The organism is Achromobacter colocynthidis (genome assembly GCF_057334535.1).
In genome coordinates this window covers 65,536-91,673 of sequence record NZ_JBHFIZ010000023.1, presented here as the reverse complement: position 1 = coordinate 91,673, position 26,138 = coordinate 65,536, and the positions used below count along the sequence as shown (strand labels likewise).

Sequence of the window (26,138 nt, the reverse complement as noted above, 5' to 3'; positions counted from 1 at the left end):
AACTTTCCTACATAACGTAACTAATAATGTCTATTTGATTCGGGTTTTCCTCTATTTCGAGAACCCCTCCTGGCTGTATACATTCCTCGTACACAAGAACTGCTTTTCAGGATTTTCCCGACCGACATTTCACTCCGCCAGGAGACTTTCCCATGCAGGCTGCATCGCCCGCGCCTTCCAGCGCGTCTCAAGACATCCACCCCGTTGACCAGCGTCTGCCCTCGGGCAAGCTGGCGGCGCTGGGCCTGCAACACGTGTTGGTGATGTATGCCGGCGCGGTGGCCGTACCGTTGATCGTCGGCCGCGCCCTGAACCTGACGCCCGACGAAGTCGCCATGCTGATCTCGGCGGACCTGTTCTGTTGCGGCCTGGTGACCTTGATCCAGACCTTGGGCGCCACGCAGTGGTTCGGCATCAAACTGCCCGTGATGATGGGTGTCACGTTCGCGGCGGTGGCCCCCATGGTGGCGATGGCAAACGCCAACCCCGGCCCGGGCGGGGCGCAACTGCTATTCGGGACCATCATCGGGGCGGGCATCATCTCCATCCTGGTCGCCCCGATGATCAGCCGCATGCTGCGCTACTTTCCGCCCGTGGTAACGGGCACCATCATCACGGTCATCGGCATCACCTTGATGCGGGTCGGCATCAACTGGGTGTTCGGCAACCCGTCCGGCCCCACCGCGCCCGTTATCGTGGACCCCATCTACGCAAAGTGGTTGGCCGACGTCACCTCGCCGGGCAGCGCCATCCCGCCCGTGCCGCAAGGTTTCGCCATCATGCCGTCGATGCCCAACCCGCGCTATGCGGACCTGACCGGCTTCGGCATCGCCGTGCTGGTGCTGACGTCCATCCTGCTGATCGTCAAATTCACGCGCGGCTTCATTGCCAACATCTCGGTGTTGCTGGGCATCGTGATCGGCGCCATCGTGGCCTCGGCCACCGGCATCATGACGTTCGAGAAAATCGGCCAGGCAGACTGGTTCGACATCGTCCTGCCCTTCCATTTCGGCATGCCAAGGTTCGACCCCATGTTGATTCTGAGCATGGCGCTGATCATGGTGGTGGTGATGATCGAATCCGCCGGCATGTTCCTGGCGCTGGGCGAAATGACCGAGCGCGAGATCAGCCAGGAGAACATGGCGCGCGGGCTGCGCACGGACGGCCTGGGCACGCTCATCGGCGGCATCTTCAACACATTCCCGTACACCAGCTTTTCGCAGAACGTGGGCCTGGTCGCGGTGACCGGCGTGAAAAGCCGCTTTGTCTGCGTGGCGGGCGGCATCATCCTGCTGGTGCTGGGCCTGCTGCCCAAGATGGCCGCGCTGGTGGAATCGCTGCCCACCGTGGTGCTGGGCGGCGCCGGCATCGTCATGTTCGGCATGGTGACCGCCACCGGCATCCGCATCCTGTCGGGGGTGGACTTCAAGGGCAACCGCCACAATTCCATGATCGTGGCGGTGTCGATCGGCATCGGCATGGTGCCGCTGATCGCGCCCAATTTCAAACAATGGATGCCGCACTCACTGCACACGCTGATCGAGTCCGGCATTCTGCTGGCGTCGCTGTCGGCCGTGCTGCTGAACCTGTTCCTTAACGGCGCCACGCATGACGAACGCGCCATCATCACCGCGGCACTGCAGGCCGAGGAACACTGATCGGGTTGTGGAGCATCGCGGCCGGGCCCCGTCGGGGCAGGCCGCGATGTGTTCACGAGGTCCGTCCGTTCACAGCCCTCATCTGTTCACCAGTCCGCCTAGTTCACAGCCCCCTCCGTCACCGGCCCTTTATGCCAGGCGCATCACCCGACGCCAGAACATGACCGCCACCAAGATAAAGACGGCCAGCCCCAGGTAAGACGCCGCGACCGAGAAATCCTCGCCCGCGATCGCCAATGGCGCATCAGTACCGGCCGCGCCGATAATCCCCGCCATCAGCACGCCAACCAGGCTCTCGCCCACGATTAGGCCCGAGGCGATCAGCACGCCACGCCGGTTCGGCGCATCGGCGAATTGCTCATACGGGGTTCCGGCGGCGGCGGCACGGCGGCGCAACGCGCGCTCCAGCAACCACGCCAGGACCGCGCCCGCCACAATCGGCGCCGCCCCGGTCGGCGGCAGGTAGATGCCGATGCCCACGGCCAACACCGGAATGCGCGCCACGCGGCAGGTACGCTTGAGGATTTCGTCCACCACGATCAGCGCAACCCCCACGGCCATCCCGATCAGGATCATCGTCCAATTCAGTTGATGCGTGAAAATGCCGCGCGTAATTGCCAGCATCAGCGTGGCCTGCGGCGCCGACAGCGCTTGCGTGGGGTCCATGCCTTCGCGCGGCATCGCATCCGCGAAACCGTAGGCGTTGTAGAGCAGATCCAGCACGGGTGAAATCACCGCCGCGCCCACCACGCAGCCAATCAGCAGCGCCACCTGCTGGCGCCACGGCGTTGCCCCGACCAACCAGCCGGTCTTCAAGTCCTGCAGGTTGTCGTTGGAAATGGACGCCACCGCCACCACCGCCGAGGTACTGAAGATGGACAGCGCAATCGCCATCTGCACGCCGTTTTGCGCCTGAAGCAATTCGCCGCCCAGGGCCAGCATCAACAGCGACACCAGCACGATGGCCACGATGCCTACGCCCGAAATCGGGCTGGTCGACGACCCCACCAAGCCCGCCATGTAGCCGCAGGCCGCGGCCACCAGGAAGCCGAACACAAAGGCAAACAGCACGGCGTAGGCCACCAGTTTCCAGATGGCGCCGGCCGACACGGGCGCGCCCGCCAGGAACACCTGGAAGGTGATGACCAAGACCGCCACCAGCACCAGCGTCACGATCGAAATCCAGCCCGCCGACAAGTCGCGTTCCGTACGCGGCGCCTGGCCCGCACGCGCCGCGCCCGCTTTGGTCAATGCCGAGAACGAGGCCTTGACGCCGCGCGCCATCGGCACGAACAGAGTCGCCAGCGTCCAGATTGCGCCCACGCCGATCACGCCCGCGCCAATGAAGCGCACTTGCGACGACCACAGGCCGGTGGCGTACTGCGCCAGGGATTGCCCGGCCGGCATGTCGCCCATGGCGGTCAGCACCGGTACCGCAATGCCCCAGGAAATGATCAGGCCGGTCAGCATGGCCAGCCCCGCCACGATGCCGATCAGGTAGCCCGCGCCCAGCAACGCCAGCGAAAAGCCCATGGGCAGCCGGAACACCGCGCCGCCCAGCGCGAACCAACCGCTGACGCTATCGCCCAGCACCCGCAAGCCGTTGGCCGCAAAGCTGACCACCGCGGCCACCACGCCGCCCGCGACGATATCGCCCATGCCGGTCGCGACGGGTTTGCCCACTGCCTTGCCCGCTGCATCGCCCTCGGCCGCATCCTGCGCCCGTTCGGCGCTGCCCACGCGCAGGATCTCGGCCGCGGCCCCGCCTTCCGGGTACGGCAGGTTGCTCTGCACCACCATCACGTGGCGCAGCGGAATGGTGAACATCACGCCCAACATGCCGCCGGCCGCGCAAATGCCCAGCGTCTGCCAGAACGGGAAGCCCTGCCAGTGGCCCATCATGACCAGCGCCGGCAGGATGAAGATGATGGCCGACAGCGTGCCGGCCGCCGAGGCCTGCGTCTGCACCATATTGTTTTCGAGGATGTTGGCGTCCTTGAACAGGCGCAACACCGACATCGAGATGACCGCAGCCGGAATGGCGGACGAAAACGTCAGGCCCACCTTCAGCCCCAGGAAGACGTTCGAGGCCGTGAAGATCACGGTAATCAGGGCGCCCAGCAAAATGCCCCGGAACGTCAGTTCCGGTAGCGTGACGTTTGCAGGGACGCTGACGGGTTGAGTCATTGAAGTCTCCCGTTGTGAATGCGAATAAACCGCGCATTCTAGCGCTTCGGCGTCCACCCAGTGGTCACCACGAGTAAGCGCCGCCAGGCCGCAGAAGCTGCCGGCAAGGGGAACATCGGCAAAAGATTATGCTGAAATCTCCGGCATCTCCCTGTGAATTTGATGACTCATGCCACCCACACAGGTCTAGGATTGAGCGATAACAGGAGACAACACCCATGCGCGACGCGAGCCACCCCGCCCCCGGCCATCACACCGGGTCTGACGCCGATCCCACGGAAACCGCCGAATGGCGCGACGCCTTGCAGTCGCTGCTTGAGGCCGACGGCGCCGAGCGCGCGGGCTATGTGCTGGATAGCGTGCTGGGGCACGCCGCGTCCCTGGGGCTGCGCGCCAACAGCCAGACGCGCACCGCCTACCTGAACACGATTCCCGCCAGCCAGGAGCCGCCGTTTCCGGGCAACCTGGCCGTGGAAGAACGCATCGCCCGCATCAACCGCTGGAACGCCTTGGCCATGGTGGTGCGCGCCAACCCGGCGCACGGCGAGCTGGGCGGCCACATCGCCAGCTATGCCTCGGCGGCCGACCTGTTTGAAGTGGGCTTCAACCACTTCTTCCGCGCGCAATCGGCCGATGGCCCGGGCGACCTGGTCTACATGCAGCCGCACTCCGCACCCGGCGTGTACGCCCGCGCCTTTCTCGAAGGCTTCCTGGGCGAAGACGACCTGGCGCATTTCCGCCAGGAAATCACGGCTACCGGGCGCGGCCTGCGCGGGCTGTCGTCCTACCCCCATCCGTGGTTGATGCCCGATTTCTGGCAGTTCCCGACGGGGTCCATGGGCATCGGCCCCATCAACGCGATTTATCAGGCGCGCTTCATGCGCTACCTGGAGCACCGCTCGCTTGCGCCCGCCAGCGACCGCAAGGTCTGGGGCATTTTTGGCGACGGCGAAATGGACGAGCCGGAATCCATCGCCGCCCTGACGCTTGCCGCGCGCGAGAAGCTCGACAACCTGGTGTTCGTCGTCAACTGCAACCTGCAACGGCTGGACGGCCCGGTGCGCGGCAACGGCCGCATCATCGACGAGCTGGAAACGCTGTACGCGGGCGCCGGCTGGAACGTGATCAAGCTGGTATGGGGTAGCGACTGGGACGCCCTGCTTGCCCGCGACGCCAACGGTGCGCTGGCCCGCGCCTTCTCAAACACCGTCGACGGCCAGTTCCAGACTTTCGCCGCCAACGACGGCGCGTTCAATCGCGCGCATTTTTTCAATCAGCACCCCGAGCTGGCCGCGCTGGTGGCGGACTGGACCGACGAGGCCATCGACCGCCTGCACCGCGGCGGCCACGACATGGTGAAGATCCATGCCGCCTATCACCGTGCGGCCAAGCACAGCGGCCAGCCCACCGTGATCCTGGCGCAAACGAAAAAGGGCTTCGGCATGGGCGCGGCGGGCCAGGGCAAGATGACGACGCACCAGCAAAAGAAGCTGGACGACGAAGCCTTGCTGGCCTTTCGCGACCGCTTCGCCCTGCCGATCTCTGACGCCGACTGCCTGGCGCTGAAGTTCTACCGACCCGCCGAAGACAGCGCCGAGCTGCGCCACCTGCAAGCGCGCCGCGCCGCGCTGGGCGGCCACATTCCCCGCCGCCGCACTGAAGCCCCGCGCCTGACGCCGCCCCCCGCCGAACAATGGGCGCGCTTCGCGCTGACGGCCAGCGGCAAGGAAATGTCGTCGACCATGGCCATCGTGCGCATGCTTACCGCGCTGCTCAAGGACGGCACCGTGGGTCCGCGCATTGTGCCCATCGTGGCCGACGAGGCCCGCACCTTCGGCATGGCCAACCTGTTCCGCCAGATCGGCATCTATTCGGCGCAAGGCCAGTTGTATGAGCCCGAGGACATCGGCTCGGTGCTGTACTACCGGGAAGCGCGCGACGGGCAGATCCTGGAAGAAGGCATTACCGAAGCCGGGGCGATTTCGTCGTGGACGGCGACCGGCACCAGTTATTCGGTCAATGGCCTGCCGATGCTGCCGTTCTATATCTATTACTCGATGTTCGGCTTCCAACGCATCGGCGACCTGATCTGGGCCGCCGCCGACCAGCGCACCCGTGGCTTCTTGATCGGCGCCACCTCCGGGCGCACGACGTTGGGCGGCGAAGGGCTGCAACACCAGGACGGCTCCAGCCACATCATGGCCGCCGCCGTGCCGAACTGCCGCGCTTACGATCCCGCCTACGCCTACGAGGTTGCCGTCATCGTCGAACACGGCATGCGCCGCATGCTGGACGAGCAGCACGATGAATTCTTCTACCTGACCGTCACCAACGAAAATCTGGCGCAGCCCGACATGCCCGCCGACGACGGCGTCAGCGCAGGCATCCTGCGCGGCATGTACCGCCTGCGGCCTGCGCGCAAGCAGGCAGACGTCCGCTTGCTGGGCGCGGGCCCCATGCTGCGCGAGGCCGAAATGGCCGCCGAGCGGCTGCGCGAGCAATACGGCGTGGACGCCGAGGTCTGGAGCGTCACCAGCTTTTCCGAACTTGCCCGCGACGGCCGCGAATCCGAACGCGCCCGCGTGCTGGGCCTGGACACCGCCAGCGACGCGGACTGGGTTCGCACCTGCCTGGGCGGCAGCGACGCTCCGGTCATCGCCGCCACCGACTACGTGCGCGCCGTGCCCGAACAGATCCGCGCCTGGGTCCCGGCCCCGTATCGCACCTTGGGCACCGATGGCTTTGGCCGCAGCGACACCCGCGCGCAACTGCGCGACTTCTTCGAAGTCAGCGCCGACTGGATCACGCTCTACGCGCTGGACAGCCTGGGCCGACAAACAGACGCCGACAAGCTGCGCAACAAGCTGAACACCCGCACCCGCAAAACCCCACCATGGAATTCGTAGGATGGGTGGAGCGCGAAAGACCGGTGACAAGAACCCCGCCAACGATCGCGCGAAACCCATCAAGCAACGGCGGAGTTCTTAAATAGAGCAGCCACAAACCCGCAGCCACAGCTTTCTTGCCTATTGCGTCTGTCGTTCAGCCGCTGCTTGATGGGTTTCGCGCGGTCCGCACCGTGTTCTTGTGCCGGCCATCGCGCGCTACACCCATCCTACGATTCGATGGGCGCCGATCACCCGACCGATGGGAACCGATCGCCCATCCCCGGGAGCCGATCACCCGACCGACGGGGAACCCGTCGCCACCTAAACATAATCCGACCCGTTCTTGATCAAACGCGCCTGATCGCTGCACTGCAACAACCAAGCGCCCGCGCTTTCTGGTGAAATACGGGTGTTCCCTAAGCATTTCGCAAAGAAACCGGCGGGCCGCGAGCCCGCCGCTTGTCATTCGTTTTTCATCCCGTTTTCTTTCTCAGTTAGTGCCTCAGAGGCCCCGATCCCATGGACGAAACTCTTACCAAAATGGCGTTGGATTACCACGCCTATCCCACCCCCGGCAAAATCTCGGTCGTCCCGACCAAGACCTTGGCCAACCAGGACGACCTGTCCTTGGCCTACTCCCCCGGCGTGGCGGCCGCTTGCATGGCCATCTTCGACCAGGGCGATGACGCCGCGTCCAAGTACACCTCGCGCGGCAACCTGGTGGGCGTGATCACCAACGGCACCGCCGTCCTGGGCCTGGGCAACATCGGGCCGCTGGCCGCCAAGCCGGTCATGGAAGGCAAGGGCTGCCTGTTCAAGAAGTTTGCCGGCATCGACGTGTTCGACATCGAACTGGCCGAGAACGACCCCGACAAGCTGGTCGACATCATCGCGGCGCTGGAGCCCACGCTGGGCGGCGTCAACCTGGAAGACATCAAGGCGCCCGAGTGCTTCTACATTGAAAAGAAGCTGCGCGAGCGCATGAAGATCCCCGTCTTCCATGACGACCAGCACGGCACCGCCATCATTTCGTCGGCCGCCATCCTGAATGGCCTGAAGGTCGTGAACAAGGACATCGGCTCGGTCAAGCTGGCTTGCTCGGGCGCCGGCGCTGCCGCCATCGCCTGCCTGGACCTGCTGGTTCACCTGGGCGTCAAGCGCGAGAACATCTTCGTGGTGGATTCGCGTGGCGTCATCTGGGACGGCCGCGATGAAAACATGGAAGCCAACAAGAAGCGCTACGCGCAAAAGACCGATGCGCGCACGCTGGCCGACGTGGTCAACGGCGCCGACGTGTTCCTGGGCTGCTCGACCTCTGGCGTGCTGACAGGCGACATGGTCAAGACCATGGCCGACCGCCCGCTGATCCTGGCGCTGGCCAACCCGGAACCGGAAATCCGCCCCGAAGTGGCCAAGGCCGCCCGCCCGGATTGCATCATCGCCACCGGCCGTTCGGACTACCCGCACCAGGTCAACAACGTGCTGTGCTTCCCCTTTATCTTCCGCGGCGCCATGGATGCCGGCGCTTCGCGCATCACGGAAGAAATGAAGCTGGCTTGCGTGAAGGCCATCGCCGAACTGGCGCAAGCCGAGCAGAACGATGAAGTGGCCCGCGCCTACGCCGGCCAGGAACTGTCGTTCGGCCCCGACTACATCATCCCCAAGCCCTTCGACCCGCGCCTGATCTTCCAGATTGCGCCGGCCGTGGCCCAAGCCGCTGCTGATTCCGGCGTGGCTGCCCGCCCCATCGAAGACATCGAAGCCTATCGCCAGAAGCTGATGGGCTTTGTGTACCACTCGGGCCAACTGATGCGTCCGCTGTTCGCCCAGGCCAAGAAGGCGCCCAAGCGCGTCATCTATGCCGACGGCGAAGACGAGCGCGTGCTGCGCGCCGTGCAGACCGTGGTTGACGAAAAGCTGGCCCGCCCGATCCTGATCGGCCGTCCGTCGGTTATCGAAATGCGCATCACCAAGGCCGGCCTGCGCCTGGTGGCCGGCGAGCATTTCGAAATCGTGGATCCGGAAGACGACGAACGCTTCAACGAAACCTGGACCGCGTACTACCAGTTGAAGGGCCGCGAAGGCGTGACGCCGGCCATCGCCAAGGCGATGATCCGCAAGCACAACACGCTGATCGGCGCGATGCTGCTGCGTCGCGGCGACGCCGACGCGCTGCTGTGCGGCGTGGCCAGCAAGTACGACAACCAGCTCAAGTATGTCGACGAAATCATCGGCAAGAAGGAAGGCCAGACCTACGCCGCCCTGAACGTGCTGATGCTGCCTGACCAGACGCTGTTCGTCACCGACACCCACGTCAATGAAAATCCGACGTCGGAAGAAGTGGCCAACATCACCATCCAGGCCGCCGACGAAATGCTGCGCTTTGGCGTGGTGCCGAAGATTGCCCTGCTGTCGCATTCGAACTTCGGCAGCCGCGTCACGGAATCGTCCAAGAAAATGGCCGCCGCCAGCAAGCTGGTGCAGGAACGCGCGCCCGACCTGGAAGTGGACGGCGAAATGCACGCCGACGCCGCCTTGTCGGAAAAGATCCGTGTGCTGGCCTACCCGGACAGCACGCTCAAGGGTCGCGCCAACCTGCTGGTCATGCCGAACCTGGACACCGGCAACATCACGTACAACATGCTGAAGATGACGGGCAGCAATGGCGTCGCGATGGGTCCCATCCTGCTGGGCGCCGCGCGCCCCGTGCACATCCTGACGACCAGCGCCACCGTGCGCCGCATCATCAACATGACGGCCCTGGCCGTGGTGGACGCGCAGCAGGAAGCCGCCGACGCCGCCAAGAAGCGCCGTTGATCACGCGCTAGTCTTGACGCCAAAGGCGCCCTTCGGGGCGCCTTTTTTCATGGCGCATTTTTTATCGCCGAAGCCGCATTTTCATGCCGCCTGATCGACGCCGCGCCTCGGGCCGGTGGTAAAACCATGCTTGACCTTTTCCCTGGAGACGACATGTTGGCCGATGCGCTATATGCCTGGTTTCACTACCTGGCGATCTTTGTAATGGTGGTGGTGCTGACCGCCGAAGCCGTGCTGCTGCGCCCCGACCTGAGCGCCAGTGGCGTGAAGCGCCTGGTGATCTACGACCGCCTGTATGGCGTCAGCGCCGTGCTGGTGCTGATCACCGGATTACTGCGGCTGACGCAGGGCGCGAAGGGCGCGGCCTTTTACATGAGCAGCCCGTGGTTTCACGCCAAGATCACGCTGTTCGTCATCATCGCGCTCTGTTCGATCCCGCCCACGCTGGCCGTCTTCCGCTGGGCAAAGCAGGCGCGTCAGCAAGCCGGCTTCGTGCCCACGTTGCCCGAGATCAAGCGCGTGCGCCGCTGGGTGATGATCGAAGCGCACCTGTTCATTTTCCTGCCGCTCTTCGCCGTGCTGATGGCGCGCCACATCAGCGTGTAGCGCCGGCGCACCGTTCAACGGTGCTAGCCACCGTTCAGCGTGGGCGCCTGCCAGCCTTGCGCCAGGCATTCAATCAGATAGTCGACGAATGCCCTGGCCCTGGCCGGCAGCAAGCGCGTTTCGGTCACGACATGCACGGGAAACGGTCCTACCGTCCAATCGGGCAACACGCGGCGCAAAGCGCCTGATTGCAGCAGCTCGGCCTGGTCTCCGCCCAGCGCGGCAATGCCCGCGCCCAACATCGCCAAGCGAGGCGCCATGCCGGCTTCGTTGACGGAAAACCGGCTAGCGGGCACGACGCTGATCTGCTCGCTCCCGCGAGCCAGCGGCCAACGGGTGGGCGCGCCAGTTGCCTGGGCGCGAAACCCGATGCACTCGTGCGCCGACAATTCCACGGGATGCTCGGGCGTGCCATGCGCCACCAGATAGGCCTCGGACGCGTATAGATGAACGTTCAGGGCGCCCAGGCAACGCGCGATGCGCGACGAATCCGGCAGTTCACCAATCTTGATCGTCAGGTCGCACGGGTCCGCCACGCGATCCACATGTTCGAGGCTCGCCAGGTTCACGTGGAAAGCCACATCCGGATATCGACGCGAGAACCTCAGGAAAATATCCGCCATGACATCGGTGGCAAAGGCGGCCGGCATGTTCACGCGCAGCAGCCCGGACGGCGTCGCGGTCAAGGCTTGCAGTTCTTCATGCGCCACCTCGGCCTCTTGCACGATGCGCAGGCAGCGCTCCAGATACAGTTCGCCCGCGCCAGTCAGTTCAACCTTGCGGGTGCTGCGGTTCAGCAGGCTCAGGCCTACCGAACGCTCCAATTGCGCTACGCGGCGCGACAGCGTTGATTTCGGCAGCCCCAGCACGGCCGCCGCGCGACTGAAGCTGCGGGCCTTGGCTACTTCTGCAAACAGCTCCATGCTGTGCAGGCTTCTCACGACACTCTCATCCGGCGTCACTCCGTTAACGGCTTGACCGGCGCAACACCGCCTCCGGCACCCCGCATTGTCGGAACAGACTTTTAAGAATTTCTTAACGCGCGCCGCAAGCGCACATGCACACGCAAGGGCATCATGCCGCTACGGACAGCGCGCCCGCGTGGGCGGCTTGGGCTCCTCGTCGCCGACGGAGAAGGTCGCAAATTTAAAGACGCCGACTTCCTCGTTCGTCACTATGCCGGCCAGCGTGCCATCGAATGCCTGCATGACCGACATACCCTCTGGCACGTCGGCATGGCCTTCATGCCTGGCCACTTGCCCCGCCGCCGGGCTGAACACCAGCACGCCGGGAAAGGGTTCGCGTTGCCCATCGATCACGCGCCTGATGGTCTTGACCTGCGTGCCCTCCGCATAGTCAAAGCCGTCCCGCCGCGCGCGGCAGGCAAGCTCGGCGTCGCTGACTCGCAGCAAGCGCCGTTCGGCATCCAGGTATAGCCGGGGCTCGCTCAACATCAGCCCAAACACCTGCACCGCCACGGGATCCTTGACGTCGATGCGCCAGCGGTCCGGGTCGGTCGAGCCGTCCACATAGACCGTGCCGTTCGAGCCGTACAGCACCGAGCCCGCATGGATCGCAACGCCGTCGACCTGGTTGCCGCTACCCAGCCGACACTGGCTCAAGGCTTTCATCGCCCCGTCGGGTTCGGTATCGAATTCGATGTCATGCGTGCTGTCACAGCGCCACCCCTGCACCACCTGGTCGCCCTGGCCTGTCAGGATGACGCTACGCGGATACCGGCCAATGAGCGCGTACGTGTCCTTTTCGTATTCAGTGTCCAGATAGCGGCGTACCCGCATGGTCTGCACGCCGAAAACGGGAACGGGCGCCGGAAATTCGGCCTCAACATACGTTTCCAACTGCCCTTCGTCTTGCAACTTCAACCGCGTGCCGGCGGGCATGGCCACGCCACCCACGGTGCTTGCTTGTTCCAGCGTCACGTTGCGCGCCGCCTCGGCCCGCTCGCTCTCGCGCTCAACCTGCCAGACGATGGTGTGCACCCACACGAAGAAGGCAAAGGGCGCCGCCAACACCACGAACAGCGCGGCCGACGTCTTCCAATACTTGCGGACCGTGCGGCGATGGCCGGCGCTGACGGCCAGCACCAGGCCCCAGGCGGCCAGCACGACGCCGGCAAGCAAGCCCAGCGAAAGCAACAGGTAGAAATTGGCTGATGGCAGTGAGACGGGAATCATGGCCAGCATGATATCCGCATTGCCGCCGACTCATGGCTGCCCTTGCGCAGGCAACAAAAAACCGCCCGAAGGCGGTTTCTTGTCATTCACTTGCCGAAAGGAAAAGCGGATTAACGCTTGTCCATCGGGGGCACGTCGCGGGTGACCGAACCCGTGAAGAGCTGGCGCGGACGGCCGATCTTGTAGTCGGGATCCGACAGCATTTCGTTCCACTGGGCAATCCAGCCTACCGTGCGGGCCAGCGCGAAGATGGCCGTGAACAGCGAGGTCGGGATGCCGATGGCGCGCTGGACGATACCCGAGTAGAAGTCCACGTTCGGGTACAGCTTGCGCTGGACGAAGTACGGATCCGACAGGGCGATGCGTTCCAGTTCCATGGCCAGCTTGAACAGCGGGTCGTTTTCCAGGCCCAGGGCCGAGAGCACTTCCTTGCAGGTTTCCTGCATCAGCTTGGCGCGCGGGTCGTAGTTCTTGTAGACGCGGTGGCCAAAGCCCATCAGGCGCACGCCCGAGTTCTTGTCCTTGACCTTCTCCATGAACTCACCGACCTTGTCGATGCCGCCGTTCGCTTGCAGCTCTTCCAGCATTTGCAGGCAAGCTTCGTTGGCGCCGCCGTGAGCCGGGCCCCACAGGCAAGCCACGCCGGCCGAGATGGCGGCGAACGGGTTGGTGCCCGACGAACCGCACAGGCGCACGGTCGAGGTCGAAGCGTTTTGCTCGTGGTCGGCGTGCAGGATGAAGATGCGGTCCAGCGCGCGTTCAACGACTTCGTTGACCTTGTAGTCTTCGCACGGCGTGGCGAACATCATGCGCAGGAAGTTGCCCGTGTAGGACAGGTCGTTCTGCGGGTAGATGAACGGTTGGCCTTGCGAGTACTTGTACGCCATCGCAACCAGCGTCGGCATCTTGGCGATCAGGCGGATGGCCGAGATGTGGCGATGCTGCGGGTTCGTGATGTCGGTGGAGTCGTGGTAGAACGCGGACAGCGCGCCAACCAGACCCGTCAGCACGGCCATCGGGTGCGCGTCGCGGCGGAAGCCACGCAGGAAGAAGTGCAGCTGCTCGTTGACCATCGTGTGATGGGTCACTTGCGAGTCGAAGTCGGCCTTCTGTTCCTGGTTCGGCAGATCGCCGTTCAGGATCAGGTAGCAGATGTCCATGAAGTCGCAGTTGACGGCCAATTGCTCGATGGGGAAGCCGCGGTACAGCAGTTCGCCCTTGTCGCCGTCGATGTACGTGATGCCCGACTCGCAAGCCGCGGTGGACATGAAGCCGGGGTCAAACGTAAACATGCCCGTCTGGCCATACAGCTTGCGGATGTCGATCACATCCGGACCGACCGTGCCCTTGTAGACAGGGAACTCAATGGGTGCGCTGCCATCCGAGAAGGATAGAGTGGCTTTTTTGTCAGACAGGTTCATGTTTATTCCTCTCACATTAATCAGAGTGCGCGCATCTGGCCAATAATGCCCCGAAGCCTGGGGGTGTCCAGGTCGCCTTCGAGTTCCTTGCGGGCCAGCAGCAGGTCGAGAAGATCGTTGTCTCCCATCTCGAAAAGCTGGGTCAATGCGGCCACATCATCATCGGTAAGTTCGGCCTCGTAAGCGTCAAGATACCGAGTGATGATCAAGTCGTTTTCGAGCAGGCCGCGGCGCGCCCGCCAACGCAGACGCGCCCGCTCCAGTTCAGTTAGCCTGCTCATCGTTACACCATAAAAACAAAAGTCTTCACACTAGAAACTAGACCGTGCGGCGAACCATCAGTTCCTTGATCTTGCCGATTGCCTTGGTCGGGTTCAGCCCCTTGGGACAGACGTCGACGCAGTTCATGATGGTGTGGCAACGGAACAAGCGGTACGGATCTTCCAGGTTGTCCAGACGCTCGCCGGTGGCTTCGTCGCGGCTGTCCGCGATGAAACGGTAGGCTTGCAGCAGGCCGGCCGGGCCGACGAACTTGTCCGGGTTCCACCAGAAAGACGGGCAGGAAGTGGAACAGCACGCGCACAGGATGCACTCGTACAGGCCGTCCAATTCTTCGCGTGCCTCGGGCGACTGCAGGCGCTCTTTTTCGGGCGGCGGCGCGTCGTTGATGAGGTACGGACGAATCGAGTGGTACTGGTTGAAGAAGTGCGTCATGTCCACGATCAGGTCGCGGATGACGGGCAGGCCCGGCAGCGGACGCAGAACGATGGGTTCCTTCAATTCGCGCAGGTTCGTCGTGCAGGCCAGGCCGTTCTTGCCGTTGATGTTCATGGCGTCGGAACCGCACACGCCTTCACGGCACGAACGGCGCAGGGCCAGGCTGTCATCGACGTCGTTCTTGATGCGCACCAGCGCATCAAGCAGCATCTTGTCGGTGGGCTGGAGTTCAACGTCCAGCTTCTGCATGTACGGGCGCTCGTCCTTGTCCGGATCGTAGCGGTAGATTTCGAACTTGACGATTCTCTTGGTGCTCATAATGGGCTCTATCCGGACTTAGAAGGTACGCGCCTTGGGCGGGAAGGACTCAACGGTGAGCGGCTTCATCTGCACAGGCTTGTAATCCAGGCGGCTGCCTTCGGAATACCACAGCGTGTGCTTCAGCCAGTTCTCGTCGTCGCGCGTCGGGTGGTCGTCCAGCGCGTGAGCGCCACGGCTTTCCGTACGGGCAGCGGCCGACTTGATCGTGGCGCGGGCCACTTCGGTCATGTTGGCCAGTTCCAGCGCTTCGACGCGCGCGGTGTTGAACACCTTGGACTTGTCCTTGAAGTAGATGTTGTCGGCGGTTTTGGCCAGATCTTCGATCTGGGCCACGCCTTCGTTCAGCAGTTCCAGCGTGCGGAACACGCCGCAGTGGCGCTGCATCGAGAAGCGGATGGCGTTGCCGATGTCTTGCGTCTTTTCGCCCGAAGTACGCGATTCCAGCTTGTTCACGCGGTCCAGCGAGAATTCCACGGCTTGCTTCGGCAGTTCCTGGTGCGCGCGCTGGCGCTCCGGGTGCGAATTCACGATGTGGTTGCCGGTGGCGCGACCGAACACGATCAGGTCCAGCAGCGAGTTCGTGCCCAGGCGGTTGGCGCCGTGCACCGACACCGCGGCGCATTCGCCGATGGCGTACAGGCCGTTGACGACCTTGTTCTCGCCATTTTCGCGCGAGAGCACCTGGCCGTGGTAGTTGGCCGGAATGCCGCCCATCTGGTAGTGAATGGTCGGGACGACGGGGATCGGTTCCTTGATCGGGTCGACGTTGCCGAACTTGATGGCGATTTCGCGGATCGAGGGCAGACGCTTGTTGATGACGTCGGCGCCCAGGTGGTCCAGCTTCAGGACGACGTAGCTGCCGTCAGGACCGCAACCGCGGCCTTCCTTGATTTCCTGGTCCATCGAACGCGACACGAAGTCACGCGGAGCCAGATCCTTCAGCGTGGGCGCATAGCGCTCCATGAAGCGTTCGCCATCCTTGTTCAACAGGATGCCGCCTTCGCCACGCACGCCTTCGGTGATCAGCACGCCCGCGCCGGCCACGCCGGTCGGGTGGAATTGCCAGAATTCCATGTCTTGCAGCGGGATGCCCGCGCGCGCCGCCATGCCCAGGCCGTCACCGGTGTTGATGAAGGCGTTGGTGGAAGCGGCCCAGATACGGCCGGCGCCGCCGGTGGCCAGCACCGTGGTCTTGGCTTCCAGGATGTAGATTTCGCCCGTTTCCATTTCCAGGGCGGTCACGCCCACGACGTCACCGGCTTCGTTGCGCAGCAGGTCCAGCGCCATCCATTCGACGAAGAACTGGGTGCGCGCGGCAACGTTGCGCTGGTAGAGCGTGTGCAACAGCGCGTGGCCGGTGCGGTCGGCGGCGGCACAGGCGCGCTGCACCGGCTTTTCACCGAAGTTGGCGGTGTGGCCGCCGAACGGACGCTGGTAGATCGTGCCGTCGGGGTTGCGGTCAAACGGCATGCCGAAGTGCTCGAGCTCGTACACGGCGTTCGGCGCTTCACGGCACATGAATTCGATGGCGTCCTGGTCGCCCAGCCAATCCGACCCCTTGACGGTGTCGTACATGTGCCAGTACCAGTTGTCTTCGCTCATGTTGCCCAGCGAGGCGCTCACGCCGCCCTGTGCGGCAACGGTGTGCGAACGCGTGGGGAACACTTTGGACAGCACGGCAACGGACAGCCCCGCTTGGGACAGTTGCAGCGAACAACGCATGCCGGCTCCACCGGCGCCAACGACCACCACATCAAACTGGCGGCGCGGCAAGGATTTCATGACAGAGACCACGGCTTAAATGCTCCAGAGGATTTGCGCGAAGTAAACGACCGTACCGATCAGCCAGAGGATCGTCAGCACTTGCAACAGCAGGCGCAGGCCTACCGGCTTGACGTAGTCCATCCAGATGTCGCGCACGCCAATCCAGGCATGCCAGGCCAACGCAATGAATGCAAGGGAGGCCAGAATCTGGCCAACCGGAATGAAGCCCACGTAGAAATTGAACAGCTTGACCCAGTGTTCATACGTGAAGGCAGGCATCATCAAGATGCCAACGAGCAGCACCAGCGTATACACGGCCATGATGACGGCGGTGATGCGCTGAATGATGAAATCCATGACGCCATAGTGCGCGCCGACGACCAGGCGCTTGGGTCCGTAGTTTTTAGCGGCGGCCATTTACAGCACTCCGAACAGTTTGAGGGCGAACACCAGCGTCAGCGCCAGGCTGACACCGAAGACCACGCCGGCGCTTTTCTTGGCCGACAGCTTGTCGATACCGATGTGCAGGTCAAGCAGCAGGTAGCGGATGCCGGCACAGAAGTGATGCAGGTAGCCCCAGACGAGGACCAGGAAGACAAGCTTTACGATCGGGTTGGCCGCGATGGAGGCGATCCAGGCGAACGTTTGCGGAGCGGCCACGCTTGCTGCGAACAGCGGCACGATGACCAAGGGCAAACAGAGGAACAGCAAAATGCCGCTGATGCGGTGCAGGATGGACAGCTTGCCGGCCAGGGGCAGGCGATAGGAGAACGCAACTTGGGCAAGCCCAATATTGCGAAACTGCGGACGTGGCTTGGCAGCGGTGTCGGACATGACGGCCTCGGTGTTTCTGAACTAGGGAATCGTGACGGCGAAAGTGCCGTGGCCCTTTCGGGCAAACACGCTATTTTCGCCCAGAGATTGGGTTGGTATCAAATCGTAGTGTAAAAGCTCATCAATTCAGACTATTGCGGTAGTGGTATCGATCGGTCAAGTACAAACCCCGGCGGATTTCCATGGGGCGGTCACCATAGGTGTAAGACACCCGATCTACCTGCAACAACGGCGTGCCGGCGGAAACATTAAGCAGCGGACAGACTTCGGCCGGCGCGATCACCGCGCGCAGCTTCTCGTCCGCGCGCACCATGCTCACGCCGAATTCGGATTCAAACAGACCATAGAGCGGCGCCTTGTTGGCGGTCAGCAGCTCGAGGGTGAGACCACGGAAAATGGAACCGGGCAGCCAGATGTCGTCCACCACGGTGGGTGTCTGCCCCATGGACAGCAGGCGGCGGATCATCACGACGGTTTCGCCGGCCCGAAGATCCAGGGCGCGCGCGATCTCGGCGGGCGCGCGCAGGCGCCGGCATTCCAGGATGCGGCTTTCGGCGCGGCCGGCCTCGCCTTCTTCATCGGCGGCCAGGCGCAGAAAACGGTAGCGCACGCGGGCTTCGTGGTGGGTGGCGACAAAGGTGCCCTTGCCTTGGCGACGCAGCAGCATGTGCTCGGCGGCCAACTCATCAACCGCCTTGCGCACCGTACCCTGGCTGACCTGAAAACGGGCAGCCAGATCGATTTCGCTGGGGATGAGTTCACCGGGCTTCCATTCGCCGCGCTCAAGGCTTTGAACGAGCAGATCCTTGATCTGGCGATAGAGCGGACTGAAAGCGGCCCCCTCGCCCGTTGAACGGGCGGCGCGTGTGCGTAAGGAGGTTTCGGGCCGAGGCTCTGCCATGGATCTTCTTGAAAGTGTCATGTTCATCCGGATGATGGGAGGGCGGCGCAAACAAGATGCAAACGGGATGCAAACCCACATCCAAAATGCGCTGTCAGGGGGCACAAGAGACCGGGCTGCAACGCATTCGAATAAACGCTCTATTGTGGCATATCGGGCCAGACGCTGTCCAACGTCTTATGTCTTATATAAGATAGAAGAGCGTTTGACGCCCCCTGGAAATCGTTCTAGGATTCACGGCTGTCAGGGCCCCGCGCCGGCTTGCTTGTGCGCGCTGTTTTTGATGCCCCAACGATTACACTGATTGGTGAGATTTTTTCTCGCCAAACCATTACGGAGAACGTCCATGTCCAAGCCTGCCTTGCGTGTCGCCGTCACCGGCGCCGCCGGCCAAATCGGTTACGCACTGCTATTCCGCATCGCCTCCGGCGAAATGCTGGGTAAAGATCAACCCGTCATCCTGCAATTGCTGGAAATCCCCGACGAGAAAGCGCAAAAGGCCCTGAAGGGCGTCATCATGGAATTGGATGACTGCGCCTTCCCGCTGCTGCAGGAAGTGACCGCTCACAGCGACCCCCGCACCGCCTTCAAGGACGCCGACGTGGCCCTGCTGGTTGGCGCCCGTCCGCGCGGCCCCGGCATGGAACGCAAGGACCTGCTGTCGGTCAACGCCCAGATCTTCACGGCGCAAGGCAAGGCCCTGAACGACGTGGCCAGCCGCAACGTCAAGGTCCTGGTCGTGGGCAACCCCGCCAACACCAACGCCTACATCGCCATGAAGTCGGCGCCGGACCTGCCGGCAAAGAACTTCACCGCCATGCTGCGCCTGGACCACAACCGCGCCCTGTCGCAGTTGTCGGCCAAGTCGGGCAAGCCGGTTGCCGACATCGAAAACCTGATCGTCTGGGGCAACCACTCGCCCACGATGTACCCGGATTTCCGCTTTGCCACCGTCGGCGGCGAGTCGCTCACCAAGCTCATCAACGATGACGCCTGGAACCGCGACACGTTCATCCCCACCGTCGGCAAGCGCGGCGCCGCCATCATCGAAGCCCGTGGCCTGTCCTCGGCCGCTTCGGCCGCCAACGCCGCCATCGACCACGTCCGTGACTGGGTCCTGGGCAGCAACGGCAAGTGGGTCACGATGGGCGTTCCGTCGGATGGCTCGTATGGCATTCCGGAAGGCATCATCTACGGCGTGCCGGTCACGACCGAAAACGGCGAATACAAGCGTGTCGAAGGCCTGGAAATCGATGCCTTCTCGCGCGAGCGCCTGGACTTCACGCTGAAAGAGCTGCTGGAAGAGCGCGACGGCGTCAAGGACCTGCTGAAGTAAGCAGCGCTTGAATCAGGATTGGGCCCGTTGATGCGGGCCCAATTCTTCTGTGTAGCGATCATGCCGAAACATACACCTGTCTCTTGGCCCGGCCGCGCCGGGATTGTCGCGTAGGGGACAGATTTATATTCCGGACCCGCGATAAGGTCGTGGGCTAGCCATAAGAACGGAGACCTCCATGTCCAGACCCGAATCGCCCGGCGCCCTCTTCCGCCGCGCCCTTGCCGAAGAAAGCCCGCTGCAGATCATCGGCGCCATCAACGCCAACCACGCGCTGCTGGCCAAGCGCGCCGGCTACCGCGCCATCTACCTGTCGGGCGGCGGTGTCGCGGCCGGTTCGCTGGGCCTGCCCGATCTGGGCATCAACACCATGGACGACGTGCTGACTGACGTGCGCCGCATCACCGACGTGTGCGACGTGCCGCTGGTGGTGGACATCGATACCGGCTTCGGCCCGTCGGCGTTCAACATCGCCCGCACCGTCAAGAGCCTGATCAAGTTCGGCGCGGCCGCCTGCCACATCGAAGACCAGGTCGGCGCCAAGCGCTGCGGCCATCGTCCGGGCAAGGAAATCGTCACTACCGAAGAAATGGCCGACCGCGTCAAGGCCGCGGCCGATGCGCGCACCGCCAGCGACTTCTACCTGATCGCCCGCACCGACGCCATTGCGTCGCACGGCGTGGACGCCGCGATCGAACGCGCGCTGGCCTGCGTGGAAGCCGGCGCCGACGCCATCTTCGCCGAAGCCGCCTACGACTTGCCCACCTATGACCGTTTTGTCAAAGCCGTGAAGGTGCCGGTGCTGGCCAACATCACCGAGTTCGGCAAGACGCCGCTGTTCAGCGTTGAAGAGCTCAAGAGCGTGGGCGTGGGCATGGTGCTGTACCCGCTGTCGGCCTTCCGCGCCATGAACAAGGCCGCCGAAGCCGTCTACACCGCCATCCGCCGCGACGGCCACCAGAAAAACGTGGTGGACCTGATGCAGACGCGCGACGAGCTGTACGACCGCATCGGCTATCACGAATTCGAATCCAAACTGGATGCGCTCTTCCAGAAGGGCAAAGCGTAAACCGCCGCGCCTTCGGTATCCGGCGCCGCGATACCCTCGCGGCGCCATGCTAGTTCCCCATTGCATCGACCACAGCGAAAGTGAAGGAGTAGAGACATGAGCACGGCTCCCAAAAAGCAAGAAGCCAAGCCGGATGCCAAGCCGGAAGAGAAAGCCGGTTTTAAACCCAAGAAGTCCGTTGCCCTGTCGGGCGTGGTTGCGGGCAACACCGCGCTGTGCACCGTCGGCCGCAGCGGCAACGACCTGCACTACCGTGGCTACGACATCCTGGACATCGCCCACACCAGCGAGTTCGAGGAAATTGCCCACCTGCTGGTCCACGGCAAGCTGCCCAACAAGGCCGAACTGGCCGCGTACAAGCAAAAGCTGAAGAGCCTGCGCGGCCTGCCCGCCCAGTTGCAGGTGGCGCTGGAAGCGCTGCCGGCATCCAGCCACCCCATGGACGTGATGCGCACCGCCGTGTCGGTGCTGGGCTGCGTGCTGCCTGAAAAAGACGACCACAACACTCCGGGCGCGCGCGACATCGCCGACCGCCTGATGGCCAACCTGGGTTCGGCCCTGCTGTACTGGTATCACTACAGCCACAACGGCCACATGATCGACGTGCAAACCGACGACGACAGCATCGGCGGCCACTTCCTGCACTTGCTACACGGCGAAAAGCCCAGCGACGAATGGGTCAAGGCGATGCACATCTCCTTGAACCTGTACGCCGAACACGAATTCAATGCATCGACCTTCACCGCGCGCGTCATCGCCGGCACGGGTTCGGACATGTTCTCGTCGATTGCCGGCGCCATCGGCGCGCTGCGCGGCCCCAAGCACGGCGGCGCCAACGAAGTAGCGTTCGACGTGCAAAAGCGCTATGACACGCCGGACGAAGCCGAGGCCGACATCCGCCGCCGCGTCGAGGCCAAGGAAGTCATCATCGGCTTTGGCCACCCCGTCTACACCGTGTCCGACCCACGCAACAAGGTCATCAAGGACGTGGCCAAGAAGCTGTCCAAGAAGGCCGGCAGCACCAAGATGTTCGACATCGCCGAACGCCTGGAAACGGTCATGTGGGACATCAAGAAGATGTTCCCCAACCTGGACTGGTTCTCGGCCGTCAGCTACCACATGATGGGAGTGCCCACCGCCATGTTCACCCCGCTGTTCGTCATCGCGCGCACGGCGGGCTGGTCGGCCCACATCATTGAGCAGCGCATCGACAACAAGATCATCCGCCCCACCGCCAACTACGTCGGCCCGGAAGATCAGAAGTTCGTGCCGCTGGACAAGCGCAAGTAAGGCGGCCCGCAACCAGAGCGAGAACAAGGCGCGGCATGGCCACCTGTATTCACTTCTTCGCTAAGGAGGGTTCGCAATGTCCGCCCCAATCTCAAACGTACGTCCCGATCCCGATCAGGTCCTGGTCGATATCGCGGACTACGTTCTCAACTACGAGATCAAGAGCAGCCTGGCGTACGAGACTGCACGAAACTGCCTGATCGACACGCTGGGCTGCGGCCTGGAAGCGCTGGAATACCCGGCGTGCAAGAAGCTGCTGGGGCCGATCGTGCCTGGCACCGTAGTGCCCAACGGCGCCAAGGTGCCCGGCACGCCGTTCCAGCTTGACCCCGTGCAGGCCGCGTTCAACATCGGCACGATGATCCGCTGGCTGGATTTCAACGACACCTGGCTGGCCGCCGAATGGGGCCATCCGTCCGACAATCTGGGCGGCATCCTGGCCACGGCCGATTGGCTGTCGCGCACGGCTGTCGCTGCCGGCAAGCCCCCGCTGACCATGCGTGACGTGCTGACCGGCATGATCAAGGCGCATGAAATCCAGGGTTGCATCGCGCTGGAAAATTCCTTCAACAAGGTCGGCCTGGACCACGTGGTGCTGGTCAAGGTGGCGTCCACCGCCGTGGTGGCGCAGATGCTGGGCCTGGACCGCGACGAAGTCATCAACGCCGTGTCACTGGCCTGGGTCGACGGCCAAAGCCTGCGCACGTATCGCCACGCGCCGAACACCGGCAGCCGCAAAAGCTGGGCCGCGGGCGACGCCACCAGCCGCGCCGTGCGCCTGGCATTGACCGCGAAAACCGGCGAGATGGGCTACCCGTCGGTGCTTAGCGCCAAGACCTGGGGCTTTTACGACGTGCTGTTCAAGGGGCAGCCGTTCAAGTTCCAGCGGCCGTATGGCAGCTACGTGATGGAGAACGTGCTGTTCAAGATTTCGTTCCCGGCGGAATTCCATTCGCAGACCGCCGTGGAATGCGCCATGGACATCCACGCAAAGCTCAAGGCGCTGGGCAAAAGCGCGGACGACATCAAGGCCATCACGATCCGCACGCATGAAGCGTGCATCCGCATCATCGACAAGAAGGGCCCGCTGAACAACCCCGCCGACCGCGACCACTGCATCCAGTACATGGTGGCAGTGCCGGTGCTGTTCGGCCGCTTGACCGCCGGCGACTACGAAGACGAAGTCGCGCGCGATCCGCGCATCGACATCCTGCGCGACAAGATCGTCTGCGTGGAAGACCCGGCCTACACCCGCGACTACCACGACCCGGACAAGCGCTCGATCGCCAACGCGCTGACGGTGAAATTCAACGACGGATCTAGGCTGGATGAAATCGTCTGCGAATACCCCATCGGCCACAAGCGCCGCCGCGCCGACGGCATCCCCTTGCTGGAAGCCAAGTTCCGCACCAATCTGGCCCGCATGTTCGCAGCCAAGCAGCAACGCCGCATCCTTGAGGTGTCGCTGGATCAAAAAGCGCTGGAAGCCATGCCGGTCCACGAATACGTCGACTTGTACACGTAGGATGGGTGAAGCGCGCGTGACCGCTTGCAATGGCGCAAGTGCCGAACGCGCGCAACCCATGCGGAACGGGAACGGAACGTACGCTGCCCGGGCGGAGCGCGTCGGGGGGGATTGCGGTGGTCGGCTTGTCGTTCAGCGTTGTTTGATGGGTTACGCGCGTTTGATGTCAGCGACCTTGGGGCGGGCGTGTCGCGCTTCACCCATCCTACATCCCACCCACATCGGCGGCCTTACAATGCGGCTTTCCTCGACGGAGGCTTGCCATGGGCATGCTTTGGGTCAAGACCTTTCACATTGTTTTTATCGCTTCCTGGTTTGCCGGATTGTTCTATCTGCCGCGCATTTTCGTGAACCTGGCGCAGCAATCGGACGCTTCCGTCCAGGCAACCCTGCTGGGCATGGCGCGCCGGCTGTACCGCTTCACCACCATTCTGGCCGTGGTCGCCGTTGTGTTCGGCATGTGGCTGTACCTGGGCTACCGCATCGGCGTGGGTCCGGGCAACGGCTGGATGCATGCCAAACTCTTTTTCGTCTTGCTCGTCATCGGCTACCATCACGCCTGTGGCTTGATGCTGCGTAAGTTCGAACAGGGCAAAAACACCCGTTCGCACAAGTTCTATCGCTGGTTCAACGAAGTTCCCGTCTTGCTGCTCTTGGTGGTGGTGGCGCTGGTCGTCGTCAAACCCTTCTGATTCCCCCTACCTTTGCACATTCGCCAGGATTCGTATGTCCTCTGATGACAAGGACCGCCCGCGCAAGACGCTGACGATCAAAAAAACGGCGCGCGACGCCCATGCTGAAGAAGCGCCCAAACGCACCCGCACCGGCGCCCGCGCCAGGCTGGTCGCGCAGATCTCGCGCACCAAAGAAAACGTAGAACGCCAAAAGGATCCTGAAGGCTACCAACGCCGCCAGGAAGAAGAGGCGCGCCGCAAACCGGGCGCTGGCGCGCGCGGCCAGTACGAGCGCGGGCAACCGAGCCGTGGCGAAGGTCGTGGCGCTGCCGGCCGAGGCTCGGCGGAACGGGGCTCGTCCGAACGCGGGGGATCTGCACGGGGGGGCTCCGAACGTAGCAGCTCTGATCGTGGCAATGCCGAACGTGGCCGGTTCGATCGCGGGCAGCCTGCCCGTGGGCGTTCCGACGACTCGCGCCGCGACGCCGCCCCCAGCGCCCGTTCAGGCCGTCCGCCACAACGCGCGCCGCGCCTCGATGACCAGTACATTGCGCCGGCCACGCCGGCGGGCCGCTTCTACGCCCCGTTCGAAGATGACGGCCCCGCTCCCGACGTCCAGGCCGAACCGCCCGAGCACACCCCGGAACCGGAATTCACCGAAGCGCGCGACGATTACGCCGACGCACCGCGCGATGACTATCAAGACCGCGCCCCGCGTGTCGAAACCCGCAGCCGCCGCCCGCGCGAAACCCGCCAGGCGGAAGTGTTCACGGTGTTCGCCCCCTGCCCGCAAGGCCTGGAAGAAGCCCTGACGGCCGAAATGCAGGCGCTGGGCTACGACGACGCCCAGGCCGGTCGGGCCGGTTGCTCGTTCACGGCCGACTGGGCAGGCGTGCAGCGCGCCAACTTGTACTCGCGCTTGGCCACCCGCATTCTGGTGCAGGTGGCGCACGCCGAAATCTCGCATGAAGACGATATTCTGGACCTGGCCCGCGACACCCCCTGGGAACGCTGGTTCGGCGCAGAACAGACGCTGCGCGTGGACACTTCGGCCATCAAGAGCCCGGTGCAGAGCTTGCAGTACTGCAACCTGCGCGCCAAGGATGGCATCTGCGACCGCCTGCGCGAGCTGGAAGGCGAACGCCCCAGCATCGACACGGTGCGCCCGGACGCGCGCGTCCACCTGTTCCTGACGGGCCATACGGCCACGCTGTACCTGGACACGTCGGGCGAATCGCTGTTCAAGCGCGGCTGGCGCCTGGACAAGGGCGAAGCGCCGCTGCGCGAAAACCTGGCGGCCGGCATGCTGGCCCTGGCCGGCTGGGACCCCGCCGCGCCGCTGCTGGACCCGTTCTGCGGGTCGGGCACCATCCTGATCGAAGCGGCCTGGATTGCGCTGGGCGTGCCTCCCGGCATTTCGCGCCCGTTCGGCTTCGAACGGCTGCGCGACCACGACGCCTACCGCTGGCGCGACCTGAAGGACGACGCCCGTTCGCGCATCCTGCCGCAGTTGGACGCGCCGCTCGTGGGCTACGACCTGGATCCGCAAGCCATTGAATTCGCTCAGAACAACGCCGAGCGCGCCTGGCTGACGGCCGATTCGATCCGCTTTGAAGTCGGCGACGCCCGCCAGATAACGGCGCCCGCCGACCACGGCTGGATCGTCACCAACCCGCCCTATGGCGAGCGCATGCTGACCGAACAGGACGCCGACTTGTGGCGCGACTGGGCCGCCTGCCTGAAACGCAATTTCGCGGGCTGGCAGTTGCACGTCATCACCAGCGACATGACATTGCCCAACCAGATGCGCTTGAAGCCCAAGCGCCGCGTACCGTTGTACAACGGTGCCCTGGACTGCCGCCTCTTCGGCTTCGAGCTGGTTGCCGCCGGCTATCGCGACGCCTGAACGCACTCGGGCCCGGGCGTTTCTCGCCC

At 63.7% G+C, this 26,138-nt stretch carries 20 protein-coding genes; 10 read left to right on the top strand and 10 right to left on the bottom strand.

Translation table 11 applies throughout. From position 1 onward, the window contains the following. The first annotated feature begins 152 nt into the window (after window positions 1-152). A complete protein-coding gene (locus tag ACE04A_RS08335) occupies window positions 153-1,658 on the top strand; it encodes a nucleobase:cation symporter-2 family protein (protein WP_259251826.1) in 1,506 nt (501 codons plus the stop codon). A gap of 129 nt (window positions 1,659-1,787) precedes the next feature. On the opposite strand, the gene ACE04A_RS08330 is transcribed toward ACE04A_RS08335, so the two are convergent. Then, window positions 1,788-3,845, bottom strand: a complete 2,058-nt coding sequence (locus ACE04A_RS08330) for an OPT family oligopeptide transporter (RefSeq protein ID WP_485820036.1) — start codon at window positions 3,843-3,845, stop codon at window positions 1,788-1,790. Between the two features lie 218 nt (window positions 3,846-4,063). Between ACE04A_RS08330 and mdeB the strand changes: the two genes are divergently transcribed. The 3 genes from mdeB (at window position 4,064) to ACE04A_RS08315 (ending at window position 10,156) form a co-directional block, all read left to right on the top strand. Further along, the gene (mdeB, locus tag ACE04A_RS08325; RefSeq protein WP_485820035.1) at window positions 4,064-6,751 is read left to right on the top strand and encodes an alpha-ketoglutarate dehydrogenase; all 2,688 of its coding nucleotides are present in this window, start codon (window positions 4,064-4,066) and stop codon (window positions 6,749-6,751) included. 501 nt (window positions 6,752-7,252) lie between these two features. Then, window positions 7,253-9,550 (top strand): NADP-dependent malic enzyme, encoded by a 2,298-nt coding sequence (locus ACE04A_RS08320; protein ID WP_485820034.1) that lies wholly within the window; start codon window positions 7,253-7,255, stop codon window positions 9,548-9,550. Window positions 9,551-9,703: 153 nt separating this feature from the next. After that, window positions 9,704-10,156, top strand: coding sequence for a DUF2214 family protein (locus tag ACE04A_RS08315; RefSeq protein ID WP_100857259.1), 453 nt, complete (start codon window positions 9,704-9,706; stop codon window positions 10,154-10,156). A 23-nt stretch (window positions 10,157-10,179) separates the two neighbouring features. Here ACE04A_RS08315 and ACE04A_RS08310 read toward each other — a convergent pair whose 3' ends face one another. The 9 genes from ACE04A_RS08310 to ACE04A_RS08270 form a co-directional block, all read right to left on the bottom strand. Further along, window positions 10,180-11,079 carry a LysR family transcriptional regulator gene (locus ACE04A_RS08310; protein ID WP_448718539.1) on the bottom strand — a complete coding sequence of 300 codons (900 nt, stop codon included), beginning with the start codon at window positions 11,077-11,079 and terminating at the stop codon, window positions 10,180-10,182. A 159-nt stretch (window positions 11,080-11,238) separates the two neighbouring features. Then, window positions 11,239-12,351, bottom strand: coding sequence for a hypothetical protein (locus ACE04A_RS08305; protein ID WP_448718540.1), 1,113 nt, complete (start codon window positions 12,349-12,351; stop codon window positions 11,239-11,241). A gap of 110 nt (window positions 12,352-12,461) precedes the next feature. Next, window positions 12,462-13,772 carry a citrate synthase gene (gltA, locus tag ACE04A_RS08300; protein WP_050449832.1) on the bottom strand — a complete coding sequence of 437 codons (1,311 nt, stop codon included), beginning with the start codon at window positions 13,770-13,772 and terminating at the stop codon, window positions 12,462-12,464. 20 nt (window positions 13,773-13,792) lie between these two features. Beyond that, window positions 13,793-14,053 (bottom strand): succinate dehydrogenase assembly factor 2, encoded by a 261-nt coding sequence (locus tag ACE04A_RS08295; protein WP_006218128.1) that lies wholly within the window; start codon window positions 14,051-14,053, stop codon window positions 13,793-13,795. Between the two features lie 37 nt (window positions 14,054-14,090). Further along, window positions 14,091-14,807, bottom strand: coding sequence for a succinate dehydrogenase iron-sulfur subunit (locus ACE04A_RS08290; protein WP_006218127.1), 717 nt, complete (start codon window positions 14,805-14,807; stop codon window positions 14,091-14,093). A gap of 18 nt (window positions 14,808-14,825) precedes the next feature. Beyond that, window positions 14,826-16,604: a succinate dehydrogenase flavoprotein subunit gene (sdhA, locus tag ACE04A_RS08285; protein WP_259251831.1), complete on the bottom strand. Its 1,779-nt coding sequence runs from the start codon at window positions 16,602-16,604 to the stop codon at window positions 14,826-14,828. A gap of 3 nt (window positions 16,605-16,607) precedes the next feature. Continuing rightward, complete coding sequence (sdhD, locus tag ACE04A_RS08280) at window positions 16,608-16,991, bottom strand: succinate dehydrogenase, hydrophobic membrane anchor protein (RefSeq protein WP_100857262.1); 384 nt, start codon at window positions 16,989-16,991, stop codon at window positions 16,608-16,610. Next, on the bottom strand, window positions 16,992-17,408 hold the full coding sequence (gene sdhC, locus ACE04A_RS08275) for a succinate dehydrogenase, cytochrome b556 subunit (protein ID WP_259251832.1): 417 nt from the start codon (window positions 17,406-17,408) through the stop codon (window positions 16,992-16,994). Window positions 17,409-17,529: 121 nt separating this feature from the next. Next, window positions 17,530-18,309 carry a GntR family transcriptional regulator gene (locus tag ACE04A_RS08270; protein ID WP_100857264.1) on the bottom strand — a complete coding sequence of 260 codons (780 nt, stop codon included), beginning with the start codon at window positions 18,307-18,309 and terminating at the stop codon, window positions 17,530-17,532. A gap of 346 nt (window positions 18,310-18,655) precedes the next feature. Between ACE04A_RS08270 and ACE04A_RS08265 the strand changes: the two genes are divergently transcribed. From ACE04A_RS08265 to ACE04A_RS08240, 6 genes are all read left to right on the top strand, one after another. Further along, window positions 18,656-19,645 carry a malate dehydrogenase gene (locus ACE04A_RS08265; protein ID WP_006218122.1) on the top strand — a complete coding sequence of 330 codons (990 nt, stop codon included), beginning with the start codon at window positions 18,656-18,658 and terminating at the stop codon, window positions 19,643-19,645. 178 nt (window positions 19,646-19,823) lie between these two features. Further along, the gene (gene prpB, locus ACE04A_RS08260) at window positions 19,824-20,714 is read left to right on the top strand and encodes a methylisocitrate lyase (protein ID WP_485820033.1); all 891 of its coding nucleotides are present in this window, start codon (window positions 19,824-19,826) and stop codon (window positions 20,712-20,714) included. Window positions 20,715-20,810: 96 nt separating this feature from the next. Further along, a complete protein-coding gene (gene prpC, locus ACE04A_RS08255) occupies window positions 20,811-22,004 on the top strand; it encodes a bifunctional 2-methylcitrate synthase/citrate synthase (protein ID WP_100857265.1) in 1,194 nt (397 codons plus the stop codon). Between the two features lie 76 nt (window positions 22,005-22,080). Beyond that, window positions 22,081-23,529: a bifunctional 2-methylcitrate dehydratase/aconitate hydratase gene (locus tag ACE04A_RS08250; RefSeq protein WP_485820032.1), complete on the top strand. Its 1,449-nt coding sequence runs from the start codon at window positions 22,081-22,083 to the stop codon at window positions 23,527-23,529. 263 nt (window positions 23,530-23,792) lie between these two features. Further along, entirely contained in the window at window positions 23,793-24,221 is a 429-nt protein-coding gene (locus tag ACE04A_RS08245; protein WP_172616216.1) for a CopD family protein, read from the top strand. Window positions 24,222-24,750: 529 nt separating this feature from the next. After that, a complete protein-coding gene (locus ACE04A_RS08240; protein WP_485820044.1) occupies window positions 24,751-26,109 on the top strand; it encodes a THUMP domain-containing class I SAM-dependent RNA methyltransferase in 1,359 nt (452 codons plus the stop codon). Window positions 26,110-26,138: the final 29 nt, after the last annotated feature.